This window comes from Aliivibrio sp. 1S128 (assembly GCF_001691065.1).
Lineage (GTDB): Bacteria > Pseudomonadota > Gammaproteobacteria > Enterobacterales > Vibrionaceae > Aliivibrio.
Genome location: NZ_MAJV01000001.1, coordinates 30,714 through 47,536 on the forward strand (window position 1 = coordinate 30,714; position 16,823 = coordinate 47,536).

A 16,823-nucleotide genomic window follows, 5' to 3' on the forward strand; every position below is an offset into this window, starting at 1 on the left:
ATGGACGTTAAATTTCATTTAGATAAAAAGAAAAATCCCACATCAGAAAAAGGAATGAAAGTGATGTATGGTAGCGAGAAGCGGGGCGGTTATCGTATACGATGGTATTTGATCTTAGCTATCATTTTTAGCCCAATTATCTTCATGATTTATACGTTCGCTAAGCTGCATTTATTTACGACTGCGCTTGGGATAATAACGACGGGTCCTGTCGTAATAACAGCGACTCAATCTGGTATCGTCGATGTGATTGATGTTAAAGACAGCGAGTTTGTATTAGAAGAACAACTGTTGATAACATTAGAAACGCCAGTTTTAGAGGAAGAAATTGCTTTCATTGAAAATGAACTGGAGATGTTGGCGTATGAGAAGAAAGAAAAAATAACCGAGGATTTTTCACCTTATATCTCTGCAATTAGTGCAGCTAAATTGAATTTAGCAAAAATTAGAACAATTAAAGGAAATTATGATAAATATGCCAATGAGGGAAAAGTATCACAAGTTGATTATGCTTCGATTATTGGGCTTTATAATACAGCTCAAAATAACTTAACTAATGCTTACATCGCATTAAACCAAGCTAAAATTGCGCAAAAGCAAAGGTTAGTTGCTGGTGGGATAGCACAAGTAACAAGGCAACTAAATCAAAGCCTAACAACTAAAAAAAACCAAATAAATGAATTGCTTATAACTGCACCTTATATGGGAGTGGTTATTGATATTAATACCTTATTGGGACAACAGGTTAATGTAGGTGATCCTCTCGTTACGATATCACCTGATGTTGCTCCTTATGTGATTAGTTATTTAGAACCCAAACATATTGAGAAGGCGACATTAGGAACTCTTGTCACCGTGACTCTACCTAATGGTAAAAAAGTGGATGCAAGGGTTTCATCCTCTATAGGATTAACGTCGAAACTTCCAGCGCAGTTAGCAAAACCATTTGAAGGAACAAAAGCATTACTGAAAGTAAAAATAACCTTTGTCGGTGGGTTACTCGAACATGAATGGGTTGAAGGCATGCCGGTAGAAGTTTCTTTTGATCATTGGCATCTTCCTAAAAATTAATGTCATTAACTTAGGATAAAAGCCGCAGTTTAATTATGGGCACTTGATCGTTCGGTTTTGCCTATCAATATAATAACTAAAATTGATTAGTAAAATTACGTTATTGTTTCTATTATAGATAAATACTTTGATGTCTACCGGATAGAAAAATAATGACAATATCGGACAACAATACCATTGTAATTTTTGGGGCTTCTGGTGATCTCACGTACCGAAAGCTTATCCCCGCTCTATATCATTTATACGCTAGCAATCAACTCTCTGATTCTTTCTCTATTTTAGGCGTTAGCCGAACTCAATATGATGACGAGTCATATCGAGAAAAAATGAAGAATTCTCTGCAAGAAATGGAGAAAACAGATCCTGAAACATTAGTTAAGTTTTGTGAGCATTTGCATTATCAAGCGTTGAACACTTCAGACGTTCAAGACTATGGTCTGTTGGTGACAAAGTTAGATTTATTAGCTGAAAAATATCAACTAGAACAGCAAAATACGCTTTTTTATTTAGCAACACCACCAAGTCTTTATGGTGTAATCCCATCATGCTTAGCTGCTCATGGCTTGAATGATGAATCAAATGGCTGGAAGCGTTTAATCATTGAGAAACCTTTTGGCTACGATTTAGCTTCTGCATTGCAATTAGGTAAAGATATTCATAAGCATTTTGAAGAGCATCAAATCTACCGTATTGATCATTATTTAGGTAAAGAAACGGTTCAAAACTTATTGGTATTACGATTTTCTAACGTGATGTTTGAACCTCTGTGGAACCGTAATTTCATTGAATACGTAGAGATCACAGGTTCAGAGTTTTTAGGTGTAGAAGAGCGTGGTGGTTATTACGATGGCTCTGGTGCTATGCGTGATATGTTTCAAAATCATCTGTTACAAGTATTGGCAATGGTTGGTATGGAATCACCTTCAGCGATAAATGCAGATGCAATGCGTGATGAAATAGCAAAAGTGCTGAAAAGTTTACAACCTATTTCAGATGATGATTTAAGAAATAACCTCGTTTTGGGTCAATACACTGAGTCTGAAGTAAGAGGTAAGTTCTTACCAAGTTACCGTGATGAACATGGCGTTGCTGATGATTCACGAACAGAAACGTACGTTGGTTTGAAAATGTTCATTAACAACTGGCGTTGGAATGGGGTTCCTTTTTATGTTCGTACTGGTAAGCGCCTTCCAACTCGTGTCACTGAGGTTGTTGTTCACTTTAAGAAAACACCGCACCCAGCGTTTGCAGCAAATGCGCCAGAAAACAAATTAGTGATCCGAATTCAACCTGATGAAGGGATCCAAATGCGTTTTGGTTTAAAAGAGCCGGGTTCTGGCTTTAAAGTAAAAGACGTATCAATGGATTTTCATTATCAGTCATTAACTGAAACAACCATGTTAACGGCATACGAGAGATTACTCTTAGATGCACTAAACGGTGACGCAACACTTTTTGCTCGCAGTGATGCGGTAAATGCATGTTGGAAGTTTGTGCAACCGATACTAGATTTTAAGCAAGATCCTCAATCACTATTTGGCTACGCTTGTGGAACGTGGGGGCCAAAAGAAGCGGATCAATTGTTAGAGCGAGACAATCGAGCATGGCGCTTTCCTTGCAAAAACTTAACTGATACGGATTATTGTGAATTATGATAAATCATCAAATATTTCAAACACCGGAACAAGTTGTGGTTAGCCTTGCTGATGAATTAAAAGCGTTAAGTGAGCAAGGTAAACCAGTGCATGTATCACTTTCTGGTGGCAGTACGCCTAAGATGCTGTTTTCATTGTTAGCATCTGAATCTTACGCAAAGTCTATTCAATGGGATAACCTCCATTTTTGGTGGGGGGATGAACGTTGTGTTGCACCGGATGATACAGAAAGTAATTATGGCGAAGCGAACGAGTTGTTGTTTTCACATATCACAATTCCTGAAGAGAATATTCACCGAATTCAAGGTGAAAATGACCCAGAAAAAGAAGTGATTCGTTTTGCACAAGAAATGCGTGATGTCATTCCGCAACAAGACGGTATTCCAGTATTTGATTGGATCCTATTAGGTGTTGGAGCTGATGGTCATACGGCCTCTTTATTTCCAAACGTTACCGATTATAGTGATTCAAATCTTACTCTTGTCGCTATTCATCCAGAGTCAGGTCAGCGTCGAGTTTCAAAAACAGCCAAAGTATTGCAAGCCGCAAAACGTATTAGCTATTTAGTTTTAGGTAAAGGCAAGGCAGACATCGTACACGAGATTAATACAACACCAGCAGAACAGTTGCCCTATCCGGCAGCAAAGATCCAATCAACAATGGGTCGAACTGAGTGGTTTTTAGATTTAGATGCAGCAGCGCAAATCATTTAATAAATAGAGTGCTTGCACAATACAAATTTTGGAGAAATATATGAAAGGTGATATCGGTGTAATCGGCTTAGCAGTAATGGGCCAAAACCTTATCTTAAATATGAACGATCATGGTTTTAAAGTAGTTGCTCATAACCGAACCGCGGCAAAAGTAGATGAATTTTTAGAAGGTCCAGCAAAAGGAACTAACATTGTAGGGGCTTATTCTTTAGAAGAGCTAGTTGAGAAGCTAGAAACGCCTCGTAAAATTATGTTAATGGTTCGTGCTGGTGATGTTGTTGATGCCTTTATTGATAAGCTTGCTCCTTTACTAGATAAAGGCGACATTATTATTGATGGTGGCAACACGAATTTCCCAGACACAAACCGTCGAGTTGCAGCATTAAAAGAAAAAGGCATTTACTTTATCGGTACCGGTGTTTCTGGTGGTGAAGAAGGCGCGCGTTTTGGCCCTTCAATCATGCCTGGTGGATCACCAGAAGCATGGCCATTTGTAAAACCTATTTTCCAAGCTATCTCTGCAAAAACAGAGAATAATGAACCTTGTTGTGATTGGGTTGGCAATGACGGTGCTGGTCATTTTGTGAAAATGGTGCATAACGGCATCGAATATGGCGATATGCAATTAATTACAGAAGCGTATCAGTTCATGAAAGACGGTTTAGGCATGACGCATGATGAGATGCAATCTGTCTTCATGGATTGGAATGAAACCGAACTAAACAGCTATTTGGTTGAGATAACAGCAGATATCTTAGGTTATAAAGATACTGATGGTGAGCCATTAGTTGAGAAAATTCTTGATACCGCGGGACAAAAAGGCACAGGTAAATGGACGGGTATCAATGCACTTGATATGGGCATACCATTAACGTTAATCACAGAATCTGTTTTTTCTCGCTGCTTATCTGCATTGAAAGATCAACGTATAGAAGCGGAGCAATTATTTAGTAAAACAATTACTCCAATTGAAGGGGATAAGACCGCGTGGATTGACGCATTACGTCAAGCGCTGCTAGCTTCAAAAATTATCTCGTACGCACAAGGTTTTATGTTGATGCGTGAAGCGTCGAATGAAAACGGTTGGGATTTGAATTACGGTAACGTAGCGTTAATGTGGCGTGGTGGTTGTATTATTCGTTCTGCTTTCTTGGGTAATATTCGTGATGCGTATGATATCGATCCGGAATTGTCATTCCTGGGCTCAGACAGTTACTTTAAAGGGATTCTAGAAGACAGTTTATCTGCATGGCGTAAAGTTGCATCTAAATCAATGGAAGTTGGTATTCCAATGCCTTGTATGACATCAGCATTAACATTCCTAGATGGATATACAACCGCTCGTTTACCTGCAAATCTATTACAAGCTCAGCGTGACTACTTTGGTGCGCATACGTATGAGCGTTTAGATAAACCGAGAGGCGAGTTTTTCCACACGAATTGGACTGGTAAAGGTGGAGATGTTTCATCAACAACATACAATTCTTAACGTGCATTTAATAATTAGATAAAATCAAAGCCAAGTGTTTAAGACTCTTGGCTTTTTTTGTGAACACGAGTTTAAATAATAGAAAGTTGCATCCAGATAGGTTCTATCTAAAGTGATAATTATTACTTTTAAATCAATCTATTAAATAATTAATTATATCAACGCAATTTATTCCTGATGCGCTTGAGAGTTGGCGTTATATTGTCTACAATGGCGCACTTTTATTTTCTATAGGTCACGAATATGAGCGACATTAACGCACAACCAGCTTTACCAGATCACCTTTCAGGTAATCCTCGCAGCCCACATCATGTGGCAGAATGTTTTGAACACCATATTGGTATTCGACTTAATGGTAAAGAGCGTACAGATGTTGAAGAATACTGCATCAGTGAAGGTTGGGTAAAAATTCCTTCTCCAAAAGCATTAGATCGTCGTGGTCAACCTCTTATGATTACCCTAAAAGGTACAGTTGAAGCTTTTTATAAATAAGAAAGTAGATACGAATAAATAATCATACAATCAGTCGTTATTTCACTGAGAATGTTATTCCCAAAAGAGCCTAAAGAAATGTAGGCTCTTTTTTTATGTTTAATAAATGAAGCTAAGCAATAATGATTAGACATAAAAAAGGCGAACTTTAAAAGTTCGCCTTTGAAAATGTTAACTAAAGTGTATCACTGATTAAAAAATCAAATGAGCCATACCAGCAATAACAGGTAACGTAATCAATGTACGTAAGATGAAGATAGCGAACAACTCAAAGATGTTGACTGGAATTTTACTACCAAGCAGTAATGCACCCACTTCAGACATATAGATAAGCTGTGTTACTGACATTGCAGCGATAACAAAACGAGTCATTTCACTATCAATAGATGCTGCGATAATTGATGGAATGAACATATCAGCAAAACCAACAACAATTGTTTGCGATGCTTCTACCGCATAAGGAACACCAAGTAATTCTAAGAAAGGAATAAAAGGTTGACCCAAGGTAGAAAACACAGAGGTGTATTCAGCGATAACCAAAGCAACGGTACCAAGTGCCATTACGACCGGTAATACACCAAAAACCATATCAACTGCGTTTTTAACGCCTTCACCAAATACACTTCTAATAGAGGTTACTTTTGATGCTTTATTCATTGCTTGCTCAAGACCCCAAGAGAAAGTGGTATAACCTTCAGGGATAACTTCAGCATCTGCAGCACGTTCTGTACCATCGATGAATAAATCTTTTTTACGGCTAAGAGGAGGTAAGCGAGGAATAATGATTGCCGCAACAACACCCGCTAAACATACTGTTAAGTAGAATGGTAAGAAGTAACTTTCTAGTTCAACTTGTGCGATAACTACTAAGCTAAAAGTAATTGAGACTGCAGAGAATGTAGTACCAACGACGGCAGCTTCACGTTGAGTGTAAAACTTTTCTTCGTATTGTTTGCTGGTTAAAAGGATACCAACAGAGCCATCACCTAACCAAGAAGCCATACAGTCAATTGCAGAGCGGCCAGGTAAATTAAATACAGGGCGCATTACTTTACTTAGAAGAGCACCAAAGAGTTCAAGCAATCCGAAGTTAAGTAATAATGGGAGTAGTAATCCTGCAAAAATAAATACAGAGAAAAGTACAGGTAGAAGGTCATTAAGAACTAAACCACCGGTGTTTGGTTCCCAAATAACTTCAGGACCAACCTGAAAGAAAACCATTGCAGCAGCTACGCCACCAATTAAGCGAACCACAAACCAAAGAGGGGTAGGGTTTAGCAAACCAAATAAAAAGGCGTTGTTTGTGATAATGCTAGGCTTGATGATTTTAGCAATAATCGTGATTACAGACATAAAAATAATGATGCCAGTAACCATCGCGACTAAATGCTCACCAAATAATGCTTGAATCGTTTTTGCTAATACAGCAACAGGAATTGTAATATCACCATTGTAAGTGATTGGCGCCATAAACAGGAACAAACCAATTAGTGATGGGATAAGGAACATTAGAAGATTCTTCTTCTTACTCATTTGTGGTATCTCACTTGAATTTTGCATAAATCTCTCGATTACTACTAGTTAATAAAAAGCTAATCCTTAGCATTATTATTCACTAAACTTCCGTATTCATTCAGTAATATGGAGGTTACACTGTTTTATTTTAAAGTGGAATACTATTCATTAAAAAAAAGTAATTATTCACTTTTATCTAGTGTTAACTCATGGTTTTCTCTTTAAATGCAACTTATTTGTTTGGTTTTTGTTAAATTAATGAAATTAAATACAAAAAAAAGCCCCCGAAATCGGAGGCTTAAATTATGGATGGAATTACTTAAAATCAGCAACTCGCATTCTGTTTAATGTTGCCATCACTTCGATAACACGAGGCTTAGCTAGGTCACCATGTTTTGGCATTAATTCATGCCAATTATCATGAAGTTGTTGAGCAATAAACTCAATAGGGTTTTGTTCCCAACCTGGGGTTTGAGATAATTGGAACCACATCCAACCAATTGCGTGAACTTGTGCAGAAGATTGAAGTTGAGACATCGCGGTAATATCAACCAATTCACGACCAAAGCGCAATGTATTCTTGTTTCTTGCTTGAATACGGAATTTACCTTCTTGCAGGATAGCCTGAAGAGAAGAGCGGTTTAGTTGGCGAGTTTGAGTTGGAAGTAAATGCTCCGACCCCTCTCTAACACGTGTAGTAGGGTGAGAAATAACGACTTCTTTTGCTTTTTTAGTGACATCAACTGCTTGATAGTCGTGCATTTGAATTACGGTATCAGCAACATCAAGGTAATCACCTGAACCGCCCATAACCAAAATAGTAGAAACGCCCATTTCATCACGTAACTGGCCAATGCGGTCAACTAATGGAGTGATAGGTTCAGCACCATTATTAACTAATGCTTGCATACGTTCATCACGGATCATGAAGTTAGTTGCAGACGTATCTTCATCAATTAATAGCGTTTGAGCTTGAGCTTCTAATGATTCTTGAAGCCATGCCGCTTGTGATGTAGAACCCGACGCATCTTGAGTAGAGAAACACGTCGTATCTTTACCCATTGGTAGGTGATTAATGTAGTTAGATAGGTTCAAACTATGAACACAGCGTCCATCTTCCGCTTGAATTTTAGTGGTTGATTCTTCCGTTACGATATATTCACGGCCATCTCCAGGGATGTGGTCATAAATAGAGCGTTCTAATGCATTCAATAACGTCGATTTACCGTGGAAACCACCACCAACAATTAGCGTGATCCCTTTAGGGATCCCCATGCCTTTAATTAAGCCACGGTTTGGTGTCGATAATTCAATTTCTAAAGATTCAGGGCTTTGAAAAGGAATGGCTTCTTTCATTGGACGATCATTATTACCTGCGATACGAGGTAAAATACTGCCGTTAGCAACGAAAGCAACCAAGTTATGTTCAGCAAGCTGGCGACGAAGGGCGACTTGGTCAACAATAACTTTACAATGTTCTTTTAGCTCTTCAATTGGCAATTCACGAGCTAATAAAGTACGACGAACGTATTTTGGCATATGGAATGTCAAAATATTAATGGCTCGTTTAGCTAAAATCTCACGACCATCAGCCGGTAGATTCATGTTATAGCGAAGCTCAATACCTTCATCATCAAAAATAACAGAAGTATGGTCTAAAACAGTTTGTCCTGATAATGCAATAGATAGCGTTGCGTCTTTCTCAAGTAATGAACTAAAGTGGCGAGCAAGGAAATCACGAGCAGCACGTTGATAATCAAGAGACGTCTCTTGTAGCCACTGAAGGTGAGTTAATGACCAAGCACGTTTCGCTCGAAGACGAGAAGGTGGAGCGTATGGGTCAGATTGAACGTTATCAATATACAAAGTGAAGTCGGTAAAATCGTACTCACCCTTAATAGAGGTGTAGCTACGGTAATTTCTTTTTTCTAATTTTTTTAGTTTGGCTTCAAGCTGTTCCATTACATTCACATTATCAAATAAAGTTGTGAGGAGTATAACAAAATCCCAGTCAGAATAAGAACATCTTTCCTCCTGATGTGGAAAATAACTCTAAGACTATTGGCTAATTTACATATTTACGACTTTCAAGTCATAGTAGTGCTAATAATACGTAAAGGAGTACGGGTATGAATGTTATTGTGACCATTTTAGAGAATCTTTTAATCGGCATTGGCGTTATCTGTCTATTACTTGCTATTACCCAATATGGAAGAAGAACATCAGATTGGGGTGGTGCGTGTATCTTATTTGTTAAACGAATTGATTTATCAATACAAGAGCACAAATGGTACCGAATTGGGGTTAGCTCATTTTTTCTTGGGGTTGTGGTTCGAATTTTAAATTTAGCCTTTTTTGGATAGACAGTTACTCACAGTTATCCACAATTTCTGTGGGTAACTATTTGAATAAACGCTTAACTCATTGAATATTAAAAATATAAAGTATGAAGCAAGCTTTTTTTTACTATATCCTGTTATTTTTTTGTGACGCGAAGTAAAATAGCTAAGTCAATAAGAAAATAGCCTTGGATAGATAAAAATAAGATGGATAAAACGCATTTACGTAAAAAAATAGCCATTATTGGTGGCGGTATTGCAGGTTCTAGTATCGCAATGTATCTATCGCAATACGATGTTGATATTGAGGTGTTTGAGCAAGGCACAAGTCTAGTGAATGGACCACCAATTTGTCACCTTCATGCGGGAGGAAATCTCTATCGAGAAATCTCTGATGAACAGTGCATCACCTTATTAACTGAGTCTATCGAAACCGTTCGTTATTTTCCTCATACCGTGAATATTCGTCCTACTGTGATTGCGGTACCTAAAAATGATCCCGGGGAGCCAAAAGAATTATTGCCGAGATTAAAATTATTACAACAAACCTACGGCCAATTAATTCAACAAAACAGTGCTAACCAAGTTTTTGGGCCTGCTGACGAGTATTTTAAAACATACAATAAAGTGGATTTAGAAAAAATTGCTCAACGTGCGCCAACACAAAATCCTACCTCTCTTGATGATTGGTTAATCGCCTTCGCAAATCAGGTTGATTTAAATGAATTAAAATACCCAATAGCACTTGTTCAAGAACACGGTTTGAGTGTCTTTCGTATGGCAGCAACCGCCCAACTTACCTTATCAAACCTTGCTAACCTCAAATTACATTTTTCTTCAAGTGTGAATAAGCTTTCTAGAACGGAAAATAAAGGCGTCGATTCTCTGTGGGCGCTAAGTTATTTGCATTCAGGACAACAACATTCTAGTGAGTTTGATTATGTGATTAATAGCGCGGGCTTTAAAACCGGTATTATTGATGATTTAGCAAACAAGTACCGAAAAAGGTTGGTTGAATTCAAAGCGGCGTATGTTGCTCAATGGGATAAACCACAATTTGGTAAATGGCCTGAGATTATTTTCCATGGAGAGCGTGGAACACCACAGGGCATGGCTCAATTTACGCCATATCCAAATGGTTATTTTCAATTACACGGTATGACCGAAGAGATCACTTTATTTAAAGATGGCTTATCTGGTTCTTGTGACCTTTCTGCACAACCTAAACTGCCAGAAGCATTTAATAAGAAGTTGACCAATGGCTGGGAAATTTCACTTCAAACAGAAAGAACACAGAGAGCGATTCGTCATCTATCTCAATTTATGCCTGATTTTATAGAAGCAACGCCTGCAGGAAAGCCGTTATATGGCGCACAACAGATCCCTGGAGATGATGTTACCTTGCGAGCCGCTAATATTTCTTATACTGAAGATGGCTATTTTAGAGCTGAAATAGTGAAAGCCTCTTCTGCAATTGAATGCGCCAAAGAGATAGAGCGTATTATTAAACTTAATAATCAGGTGTCGAACATACCTGAATTTGCATTATTAGACATTGAAAGAGAAGCAGAAAGATTGGCACTAGAAAGAGGTTATCCAATAGAATTAGCTCAAGTTTATTAAATTAAATGGGTTTAATCAGGCTATTTAATGATTAATTTCATTTATATTTATAATATGTATCGATTTGGTTAATTACTCTTTGAGCCAAAATAGAATATGCCATACGCACAAAAAAAGGAGGATAATTTTATTGAATTATCCTCCTTTTTTGTTGAAAATAGGGGCATAGAGACTTCTTCAAGGTGATATGTGGAATTTTTACTGAAACGCCGTTGGCCTAGATTTGTATGTAAAAAATCGGTTAATGCAAAAATATTTTGGGCTCATCGTTTAATGCCATTCGTTAGTATTAAATTAATGGACGTTTCCAAAAAGGGTTTTGGTTTTACTAGTGAACGGAAATTGCAAGAAGGCAGTTGTGAATTAAGAATTCGATCTTTTCCGAGTATGATTGGTAACATCGTTTATAGAAAAGAGTGTAAAACAGATAACGGTGCAACTCGTTACCAGTATGGTTTTTACTTAAATACTCAATTACATAAAACGCAAATAGAGAATTTAGGTTGTAAAGGTGTCATTAATTTAGAGCATATAATTAAAGAACCAGAAAAAGAATCGTTAGGTTAATAAAAAAAACGTATCCTGATTTTTTGGATATTGAAATAAGGCAAAGCATAAAAAGTATTTAAGCAAAGCATGCTGTTGATTCGACTCTAGCGGATGATATATAGAGTGATTAAGGCATGCTAGCTCAAACCGTTCTTCAACGATAGCTGCAAAATTATCTTCTGAAGGTAAATGTTGAATCCCTTGCTCAGCATAAGACTCAAAAGCTGCTGGTAAGTGACCGTTCCACCAATGATATAGCGCTTTACTACTACGAGTTCTATCAAACCAGTGATCACATAATACAGCAACGTAATCTTCTTTATGTAGTTCGCCATCGTTTAACAACTTATTAATCGAAAGTAATATTTGTGTTTTAGCTTCCGTTTTGGCATTAAGAAATAACGGATAAATACACCATACTTTTTTAGTGTCGATTAATAGTGTGTATATATAGAGGTGATGATCGACATCATGTAAAAAAAGCGAACAATTAATCGGTAGCCCTTTGTCTGTTGCTAAAGATGTCAATCGACGATGAAATGCAGAGCTTAAGTGAGCTGGTGACATTCCCCGATTATGAATTGTTGGATAATGATGCTTACACAGTGCCTTGTAATCATCACTGAACGCATCAAGAGAATGTTTAAATAACGATTCTAACAAGAAAAGTTTCCTTTTTTTAATCCAGAGGAACGGGAAGTCACTAGCTTTTCAGTGAGCAACAGTCAGAATTAACGATTTTCAAATCGATTGTAATCTAATAGGCCAGCTTCTACTGGATAATGTACCCTGTACCACTCTATTAATTCATCACTATAAGCCCAAAATTTATCTGAGCTGCGTCTAATTGCAAAATTATCGAGAAGTTTAACATAATCTTCTTCAGTACTAATGCGATTCAGTTCGCTAACAAAGCGAATTAATTGAGTTTCTTCTAGTTCTAAAAAGGCGGCAGGATAACTACCTACCACGCCATAGAGAATGGAAAAACGGTCAAGTAAGGGATCTCGGTTCTTTTCTTCATTAAACAGTGACGAAATATTGGTATGGGCACTTGTATTGAGTAGAGTGAAAAACTCACTGCGCTTATCAGAATTCGCAATAACTTTTATGGTGATGATTTGAGGTAAATATTGTAAACCATTACCTTTAATCGTCTCTATTTGATGCAATGCAAGCAAAGAGGCATCGTTTAAGTTTGAATTTGATAGATTGTAACGTCTTGAAGCGTTATTACCGATGTGTTTGCGTAATAAAGAGAATAACTCTGCTTTAGGGTTATTCGTTAGATATTGAATTTTTGTTGGTTGTTCAAAAGGCTGAACATCACGTTGCATATATTTACTTAGCTGAGGTGGTGGGTTTTGATACCAACTTTGCCATTCTTCCTGACGGATCTCTTTTGGTAGTAAGGTTAAAAAATTACTCTCACCTTCCATTCGTAAAAAATCCATATACATACGCGTCATTAGTTGATGACCAAAATTACCATAAACATCAAAACCTGCGACTAATAAGTAATGAATTCGTTCTAACAAGGCGTAATCAATGATCCAAGCGGTTTTTGGTGTCGGGCCATTCAATCCTTTAATTACCGAAGCACTATCAAAATGTCGATAAATTGTTAATGCGGCATTATCATTATTTTTATCACCACTCCAAACGAGTTCTGGTGTTAAATGCTGGCCATTACTGAATACTTGATTTAAATAGGTATTTTTTGCTTCTAAATAACGAGCTTGATTACGTGAGTATTGAATCCAGCTAGTGATGGGTACCGTTGTACTGTCTAACTCAGCAGGAAGCGTTAAGTTATTTTTTTGTTCTCTGTAAAATTTAGTGACACCTGGGTTGTCTGCTTTTTCTGGATCGACAAAGAACACCCAGAAATGATCGTTAATCACATTCAAAGCTAACTGACCACGGCAGACTGGACCTTTAATAAAGCCTTGAATGGTGTCTTGCGCTTCATCTAATAAATAGTGATAACGTGAATTTACGGGCAAATCTACAAATGTCGTTAATGGGTTTGCCGCTATATCAGTAGAATAACTTGGGAGTTTAGTTACAGTGTAACTTGAATTTACGAACCATTTTTGCCACTTATCAAATCGAGATTGGTCAAGTAAGTAGGGCATGTGAGTTTTATCGACTGTAGTACTACGAACGGCGGTTATGCGATAATAAACACGCTCAACTTTTGGATTATCATAAGGGCGACGAGTTGCAATAAGAGAAATAGGTTCTCCAGGTGGTGTTGCAGAACGTACCAATTTGAAAAAGCGTAACGCATTAGGATTTGTTGAAAAATAAAGGTTATTTAAAAATAGATGCTCAAATAAATAGCGACTTGCGAGTTGTTGCTTTAATGAATCGCCATTAAAGAACGCTTCCCAACGAGTTATTTTTGTAATTTCGTCTTCCGTTAAAGGGGCTATGTCACTCATTTTTGCGCCTTGTTCAAGCCATGACATAAGTAAGTTATGCTCTGAGTTATTTAGCTCTGGCATTCCATAAGGCATTCCCCAGCTTGGATATTGAGATTCATAATCTGCCATTTCTTCAATGGTTGGGCATTGTTGCTCACGATCGATAGAGAAATCATAACCACTTAATTGCGCTTCTTTTTCTAATGGATTGTTTTGTTTTAGGTTTAACATACGAGCCATTACACTGGCATCTGTATTCGCTATCTCTGTTTGCTCTCGTTCATTCAGAATAGGTGTGAACCCAATATCACGCCATTCTTGAGTGGTTTGAGCATCTTCAAACAGACGAGTAGGATTAGCTGCAACTAGTCGTGTGCCTTGGTATATAAGCGATTTATGTGCTCCACGATCCATCCCTTCAGCAGAAGACATTTTTAGCTGGCAAGGCGCGTCATAACACGCATGACAAACAACGCATCGTTTATCTACAAGAGGTTTAATGTCAGTTAAATAGTTTAGGCTTTCAGGAGAATCATACTCATGCATTCTGGGCTGAACATTTTGCTTACCGAATAATTGATCATAATTATAACTTGCATAGGTAGCACATCCAGAGAATATGACGACAAAGAAAATAATTAATGAGCGTTTAGAAAGCATAAGCACATCCATGAAATAAAGAGATAGTTTTATTGTAATAATAAATAAGGGAAAAAACAAAAAAAGCCCGCTTACCTATAGGTAAACGGGCTTGATTTTATTAAGAATATTTAAGCAGCAGTAGCAGGGCTTAACTGTTGTGCTTTTTCTTCAGAGATAGGTTTTGTTACTAACGCTAATACAATAGCGATACCAACCATTACAGCAGAAATTGTGTATGCTAATGCGTAATCACCGCCTTGTGTCATTGAGTAACCAACAACAGCCGCACCGATTGCACCACCAATCCCCCATGATGTGTAAAGTACACCATAGTTTGTACCGTAGTTTTTCAGGCCGTAGAATTCGGCAGTTAGCGATGGGAATACAGCCAGAAGCGTACCATAGCCAACAGCAGCAACAGCAGTACCAATAATTAGCATTACTTCGTTGTCATACATGCTAAATAAAGCCATGTTTGCTGCTTGAAGAATAAATGCAATAAGTAATGTTTTCACACCACCAATTTTATCTGAAAGCATACCAGCAGCAACACGGCCGCCTGAATTAAATACAGCAAGAAGAGAGGCTAAGTAAACCGCGTTTGGAAGGTTAGCTTGCATGCTTGCGATAGTAGTAATGTTACCGATGATCATAAGACCAGCAGAAGCTGCAAATGCATACATAATCCATAATGAATAAAACTGAGGCGTTTTAAGCATTGCCTTCCAATTTAGATCCGTTGGTTTACGTGTAGCAACAGGTGATTGACCTGCTTTTACTTTTGGCTCTTCTGGTTGGTAACCTTCAGGTGGATTATTAATTGTTGTCGCTAGTGGAACAGCAATAATAAGAATCGCAATACCAAGAACTAAAAAGCTAGTATGAATACCGTACATTGAAATAAGAGCAGAAGTTACTGGAGCTAGGTAAATTGCAGCAAGACCGAAACCCGCCGCGATTAAACCATTAACCATTCCCTTCTTGGAAGGGTGGAACCATTTCATTGCAGAAGGAGCAAGGCAAGCGTAACCAAAACCAATACCAGCACCTGTCATCACACCAAACGTTAGATTTAGCATTAATACCGTGTCAGCAAAGCTTGATGCGATCATACCTAGGCCTACTAAAACAGTACCAAAGATAAGAATTAAGCGCGGACCCATGCGATCTTGAAGAATACCTGCAACTAAAAGACAGATAGAAAAAGTGATTGTTGCAGTTGCATAAGGTTGGGACGCTTGTGAAGCAGTCCAGCCCATATCAGTAACAAGAGCCTTGTTGAATACGCTCCATGCGTAAAGAATTCCTAAACATAGGTTAATACAGAAGCCTGCTAGCAGGATACGCATTGCTTTATCGATATTTTTCATCGCAATCTCAGTGAGTTGAAAGTTTATTACAATTAAATGTATGTTTTTTATGTTTCTTTATTGGAAGTATGACATTCGTCACGTAAATCTGGGCGGAGTCTACCAGTAGTTGATATGTATTGGAATACTCTGTATGAAAATCACACCACATTTTTACAATCTAATATTTCAAATTTGGCAGTGTCATAAATTTGACGCTAAACCACATTTTTTTGTCATGTTAGTGTAAATTAATGATATTAAGGCTATTTTTATGATCAATTGCTTGATAATATCCGCCGCGAAAAAACATTACTAAAAATATGGATAAACATGAATATTAAGAAAATTAAACTAGCAGTAGTATTAGCATTAGGCGTAACAACGTTAACTGGTTGTATGGGTCAAATGGGCGTGTCAAAATTAGTTGCATTTGGTAACTTAAAAGCAGTAGATAACCGCTATGGTCGTGCTGGACTATATGTTTTATTAGCGCCTGTATATGGTGTTGCAGCATTTGCCGATCTGTTTGTTTTCAACTCAATTGAATTCTGGACAGGTAAAAACATTATTACAGGTAAAAGTCCTGCAGTTGTAGATAGCGATGTTGGTGGTGCGGTATTTAAAGTTAATGATAAAATTGACGCATCAATGACAAAAGCACCAATTGCGCCGCTTCAAGTGAATAACAATGTAAAAAGCGCATCATTTGAGCAAATTGATGAAAATACATTAGAAATGCATGTAGCATTACTTGATGGTACGCAACAAGTTTTACGTGGCGAGAAAGCGGAAGATGGAATTGCTTTTTACCTAGATGGTAATTACATCACAACAGTGCAAGTTGAAGAGTTAGAAAATTACGTAGCAGCTTCTCAAGCTTAATTTTTAAACTGATTTATAGCATTAATAAAAAGCACTCAAATTTGGGTGCTTTTTTTGTGTCAGTTCAAAATA

General features: G+C 37.5%; 14 protein-coding genes. 9 read left to right on the top strand and 5 right to left on the bottom strand.

The window, feature by feature from the left end; translation table 11 throughout:
* The 5 genes from A6E03_RS00120 to A6E03_RS00140 all read left to right on the top strand — a co-directional run bounded on the left by A6E03_RS00120 (position 1) and on the right by A6E03_RS00140 (position 5,420).
* Complete coding sequence (locus tag A6E03_RS00120) at positions 1-1,071, top strand: HlyD family secretion protein (protein WP_065593173.1); 1,071 nt, start codon at positions 1-3, stop codon at positions 1,069-1,071.
* 152 nt (positions 1,072-1,223) lie between these two features.
* Positions 1,224-2,726 (top strand): glucose-6-phosphate dehydrogenase, encoded by a 1,503-nt coding sequence (gene zwf / locus A6E03_RS00125; protein ID WP_065593172.1) that lies wholly within the window; start codon positions 1,224-1,226, stop codon positions 2,724-2,726.
* Positions 2,723-3,439: a 6-phosphogluconolactonase gene (gene pgl / locus A6E03_RS00130; RefSeq protein ID WP_065599919.1), complete on the top strand. Its 717-nt coding sequence runs from the start codon at positions 2,723-2,725 to the stop codon at positions 3,437-3,439. Before zwf ends, pgl begins: the two co-directional genes overlap by 4 nt.
* 40 nt (positions 3,440-3,479) lie before the next feature.
* Positions 3,480-4,928 (top strand): decarboxylating NADP(+)-dependent phosphogluconate dehydrogenase, encoded by a 1,449-nt coding sequence (gene gnd / locus A6E03_RS00135; protein ID WP_065593170.1) that lies wholly within the window; start codon positions 3,480-3,482, stop codon positions 4,926-4,928.
* A gap of 243 nt (positions 4,929-5,171) precedes the next feature.
* Positions 5,172-5,420, top strand: coding sequence for a DUF3297 family protein (locus A6E03_RS00140; RefSeq protein ID WP_065593169.1), 249 nt, complete (start codon positions 5,172-5,174; stop codon positions 5,418-5,420).
* Positions 5,421-5,612: 192 nt separating this feature from the next.
* Here the strand turns inward: A6E03_RS00140 and A6E03_RS00145 are convergent, their stop codons facing one another.
* Together A6E03_RS00145 and A6E03_RS00150 are read right to left on the bottom strand one after the other, a co-directional pair.
* Entirely contained in the window at positions 5,613-6,980 is a 1,368-nt protein-coding gene (locus tag A6E03_RS00145) for a YjiH family protein (protein ID WP_065593168.1), read from the bottom strand.
* A gap of 270 nt (positions 6,981-7,250) precedes the next feature.
* On the bottom strand, positions 7,251-8,897 hold the full coding sequence (locus tag A6E03_RS00150) for an ABC-ATPase domain-containing protein (protein ID WP_065593167.1): 1,647 nt from the start codon (positions 8,895-8,897) through the stop codon (positions 7,251-7,253).
* 167 nt (positions 8,898-9,064) lie between these two features.
* Between A6E03_RS00150 and A6E03_RS00155 the strand changes: the two genes are divergently transcribed.
* The 3 genes from A6E03_RS00155 to A6E03_RS00165 all read left to right on the top strand — a co-directional run bounded on the left by A6E03_RS00155 (position 9,065) and on the right by A6E03_RS00165 (position 11,464).
* Positions 9,065-9,298 carry a hypothetical protein gene (locus tag A6E03_RS00155; protein WP_065599920.1) on the top strand — a complete coding sequence of 78 codons (234 nt, stop codon included), beginning with the start codon at positions 9,065-9,067 and terminating at the stop codon, positions 9,296-9,298.
* 183 nt (positions 9,299-9,481) lie between these two features.
* The gene (locus tag A6E03_RS00160) at positions 9,482-10,897 is read left to right on the top strand and encodes an FAD-dependent oxidoreductase (RefSeq protein ID WP_065593165.1); all 1,416 of its coding nucleotides are present in this window, start codon (positions 9,482-9,484) and stop codon (positions 10,895-10,897) included.
* Between the two features lie 189 nt (positions 10,898-11,086).
* Positions 11,087-11,464 carry a hypothetical protein gene (locus A6E03_RS00165; protein WP_065593164.1) on the top strand — a complete coding sequence of 126 codons (378 nt, stop codon included), beginning with the start codon at positions 11,087-11,089 and terminating at the stop codon, positions 11,462-11,464.
* Here the strand turns inward: A6E03_RS00165 and A6E03_RS00170 are convergent.
* From A6E03_RS00170 to A6E03_RS00180, 3 genes are all read right to left on the bottom strand, one after another.
* Positions 11,456-12,109, bottom strand: coding sequence for a hypothetical protein (locus A6E03_RS00170; RefSeq protein WP_065593163.1), 654 nt, complete (start codon positions 12,107-12,109; stop codon positions 11,456-11,458). The genes A6E03_RS00165 and A6E03_RS00170 overlap by 9 nt on opposite strands.
* 68 nt (positions 12,110-12,177) lie before the next feature.
* A complete protein-coding gene (locus A6E03_RS00175) occupies positions 12,178-14,535 on the bottom strand; it encodes a fatty acid cis/trans isomerase (protein ID WP_065593162.1) in 2,358 nt (785 codons plus the stop codon).
* A 110-nt stretch (positions 14,536-14,645) separates the two neighbouring features.
* Positions 14,646-15,887 carry an OFA family MFS transporter gene (locus A6E03_RS00180; RefSeq protein ID WP_065593161.1) on the bottom strand — a complete coding sequence of 414 codons (1,242 nt, stop codon included), beginning with the start codon at positions 15,885-15,887 and terminating at the stop codon, positions 14,646-14,648.
* 312 nt (positions 15,888-16,199) lie between these two features.
* Between A6E03_RS00180 and A6E03_RS00185 the strand changes: the two genes are divergently transcribed.
* Positions 16,200-16,751, top strand: coding sequence for a DUF3332 domain-containing protein (locus tag A6E03_RS00185; protein WP_065593160.1), 552 nt, complete (start codon positions 16,200-16,202; stop codon positions 16,749-16,751).
* The last annotated feature ends 72 nt before the right edge of the window (positions 16,752-16,823 follow it).

Coding starts and splice junctions, on each gene's coding strand:
- A6E03_RS00180 (WP_065593161.1), bottom strand. CDS start 15,887: ATGAAAAATATCGATAAAGCAATGCGTATCCTGCTAGCAGGCTTCTGT.
- A6E03_RS00155 (WP_065599920.1), top strand. CDS start 9,065: ATGAATGTTATTGTGACCATTTTAGAGAATCTTTTAATCGGCATTGGC.
- A6E03_RS00120 (WP_065593173.1), top strand. CDS start 1: ATGGACGTTAAATTTCATTTAGATAAAAAGAAAAATCCCACATCAGAA.
- A6E03_RS00175 (WP_065593162.1), bottom strand. CDS start 14,535: ATGCTTTCTAAACGCTCATTAATTATTTTCTTTGTCGTCATATTCTCT.
- A6E03_RS00160 (WP_065593165.1), top strand. CDS start 9,482: ATGGATAAAACGCATTTACGTAAAAAAATAGCCATTATTGGTGGCGGT.
- A6E03_RS00150 (WP_065593167.1), bottom strand. CDS start 8,897: ATGGAACAGCTTGAAGCCAAACTAAAAAAATTAGAAAAAAGAAATTAC.
- zwf (WP_065593172.1), top strand. CDS start 1,224: ATGACAATATCGGACAACAATACCATTGTAATTTTTGGGGCTTCTGGT.
- gnd (WP_065593170.1), top strand. CDS start 3,480: ATGAAAGGTGATATCGGTGTAATCGGCTTAGCAGTAATGGGCCAAAAC.
- A6E03_RS00185 (WP_065593160.1), top strand. CDS start 16,200: ATGAATATTAAGAAAATTAAACTAGCAGTAGTATTAGCATTAGGCGTA.
- A6E03_RS00140 (WP_065593169.1), top strand. CDS start 5,172: ATGAGCGACATTAACGCACAACCAGCTTTACCAGATCACCTTTCAGGT.
- pgl (WP_065599919.1), top strand. CDS start 2,723: ATGATAAATCATCAAATATTTCAAACACCGGAACAAGTTGTGGTTAGC.
- A6E03_RS00145 (WP_065593168.1), bottom strand. CDS start 6,980: ATGCAAAATTCAAGTGAGATACCACAAATGAGTAAGAAGAAGAATCTT.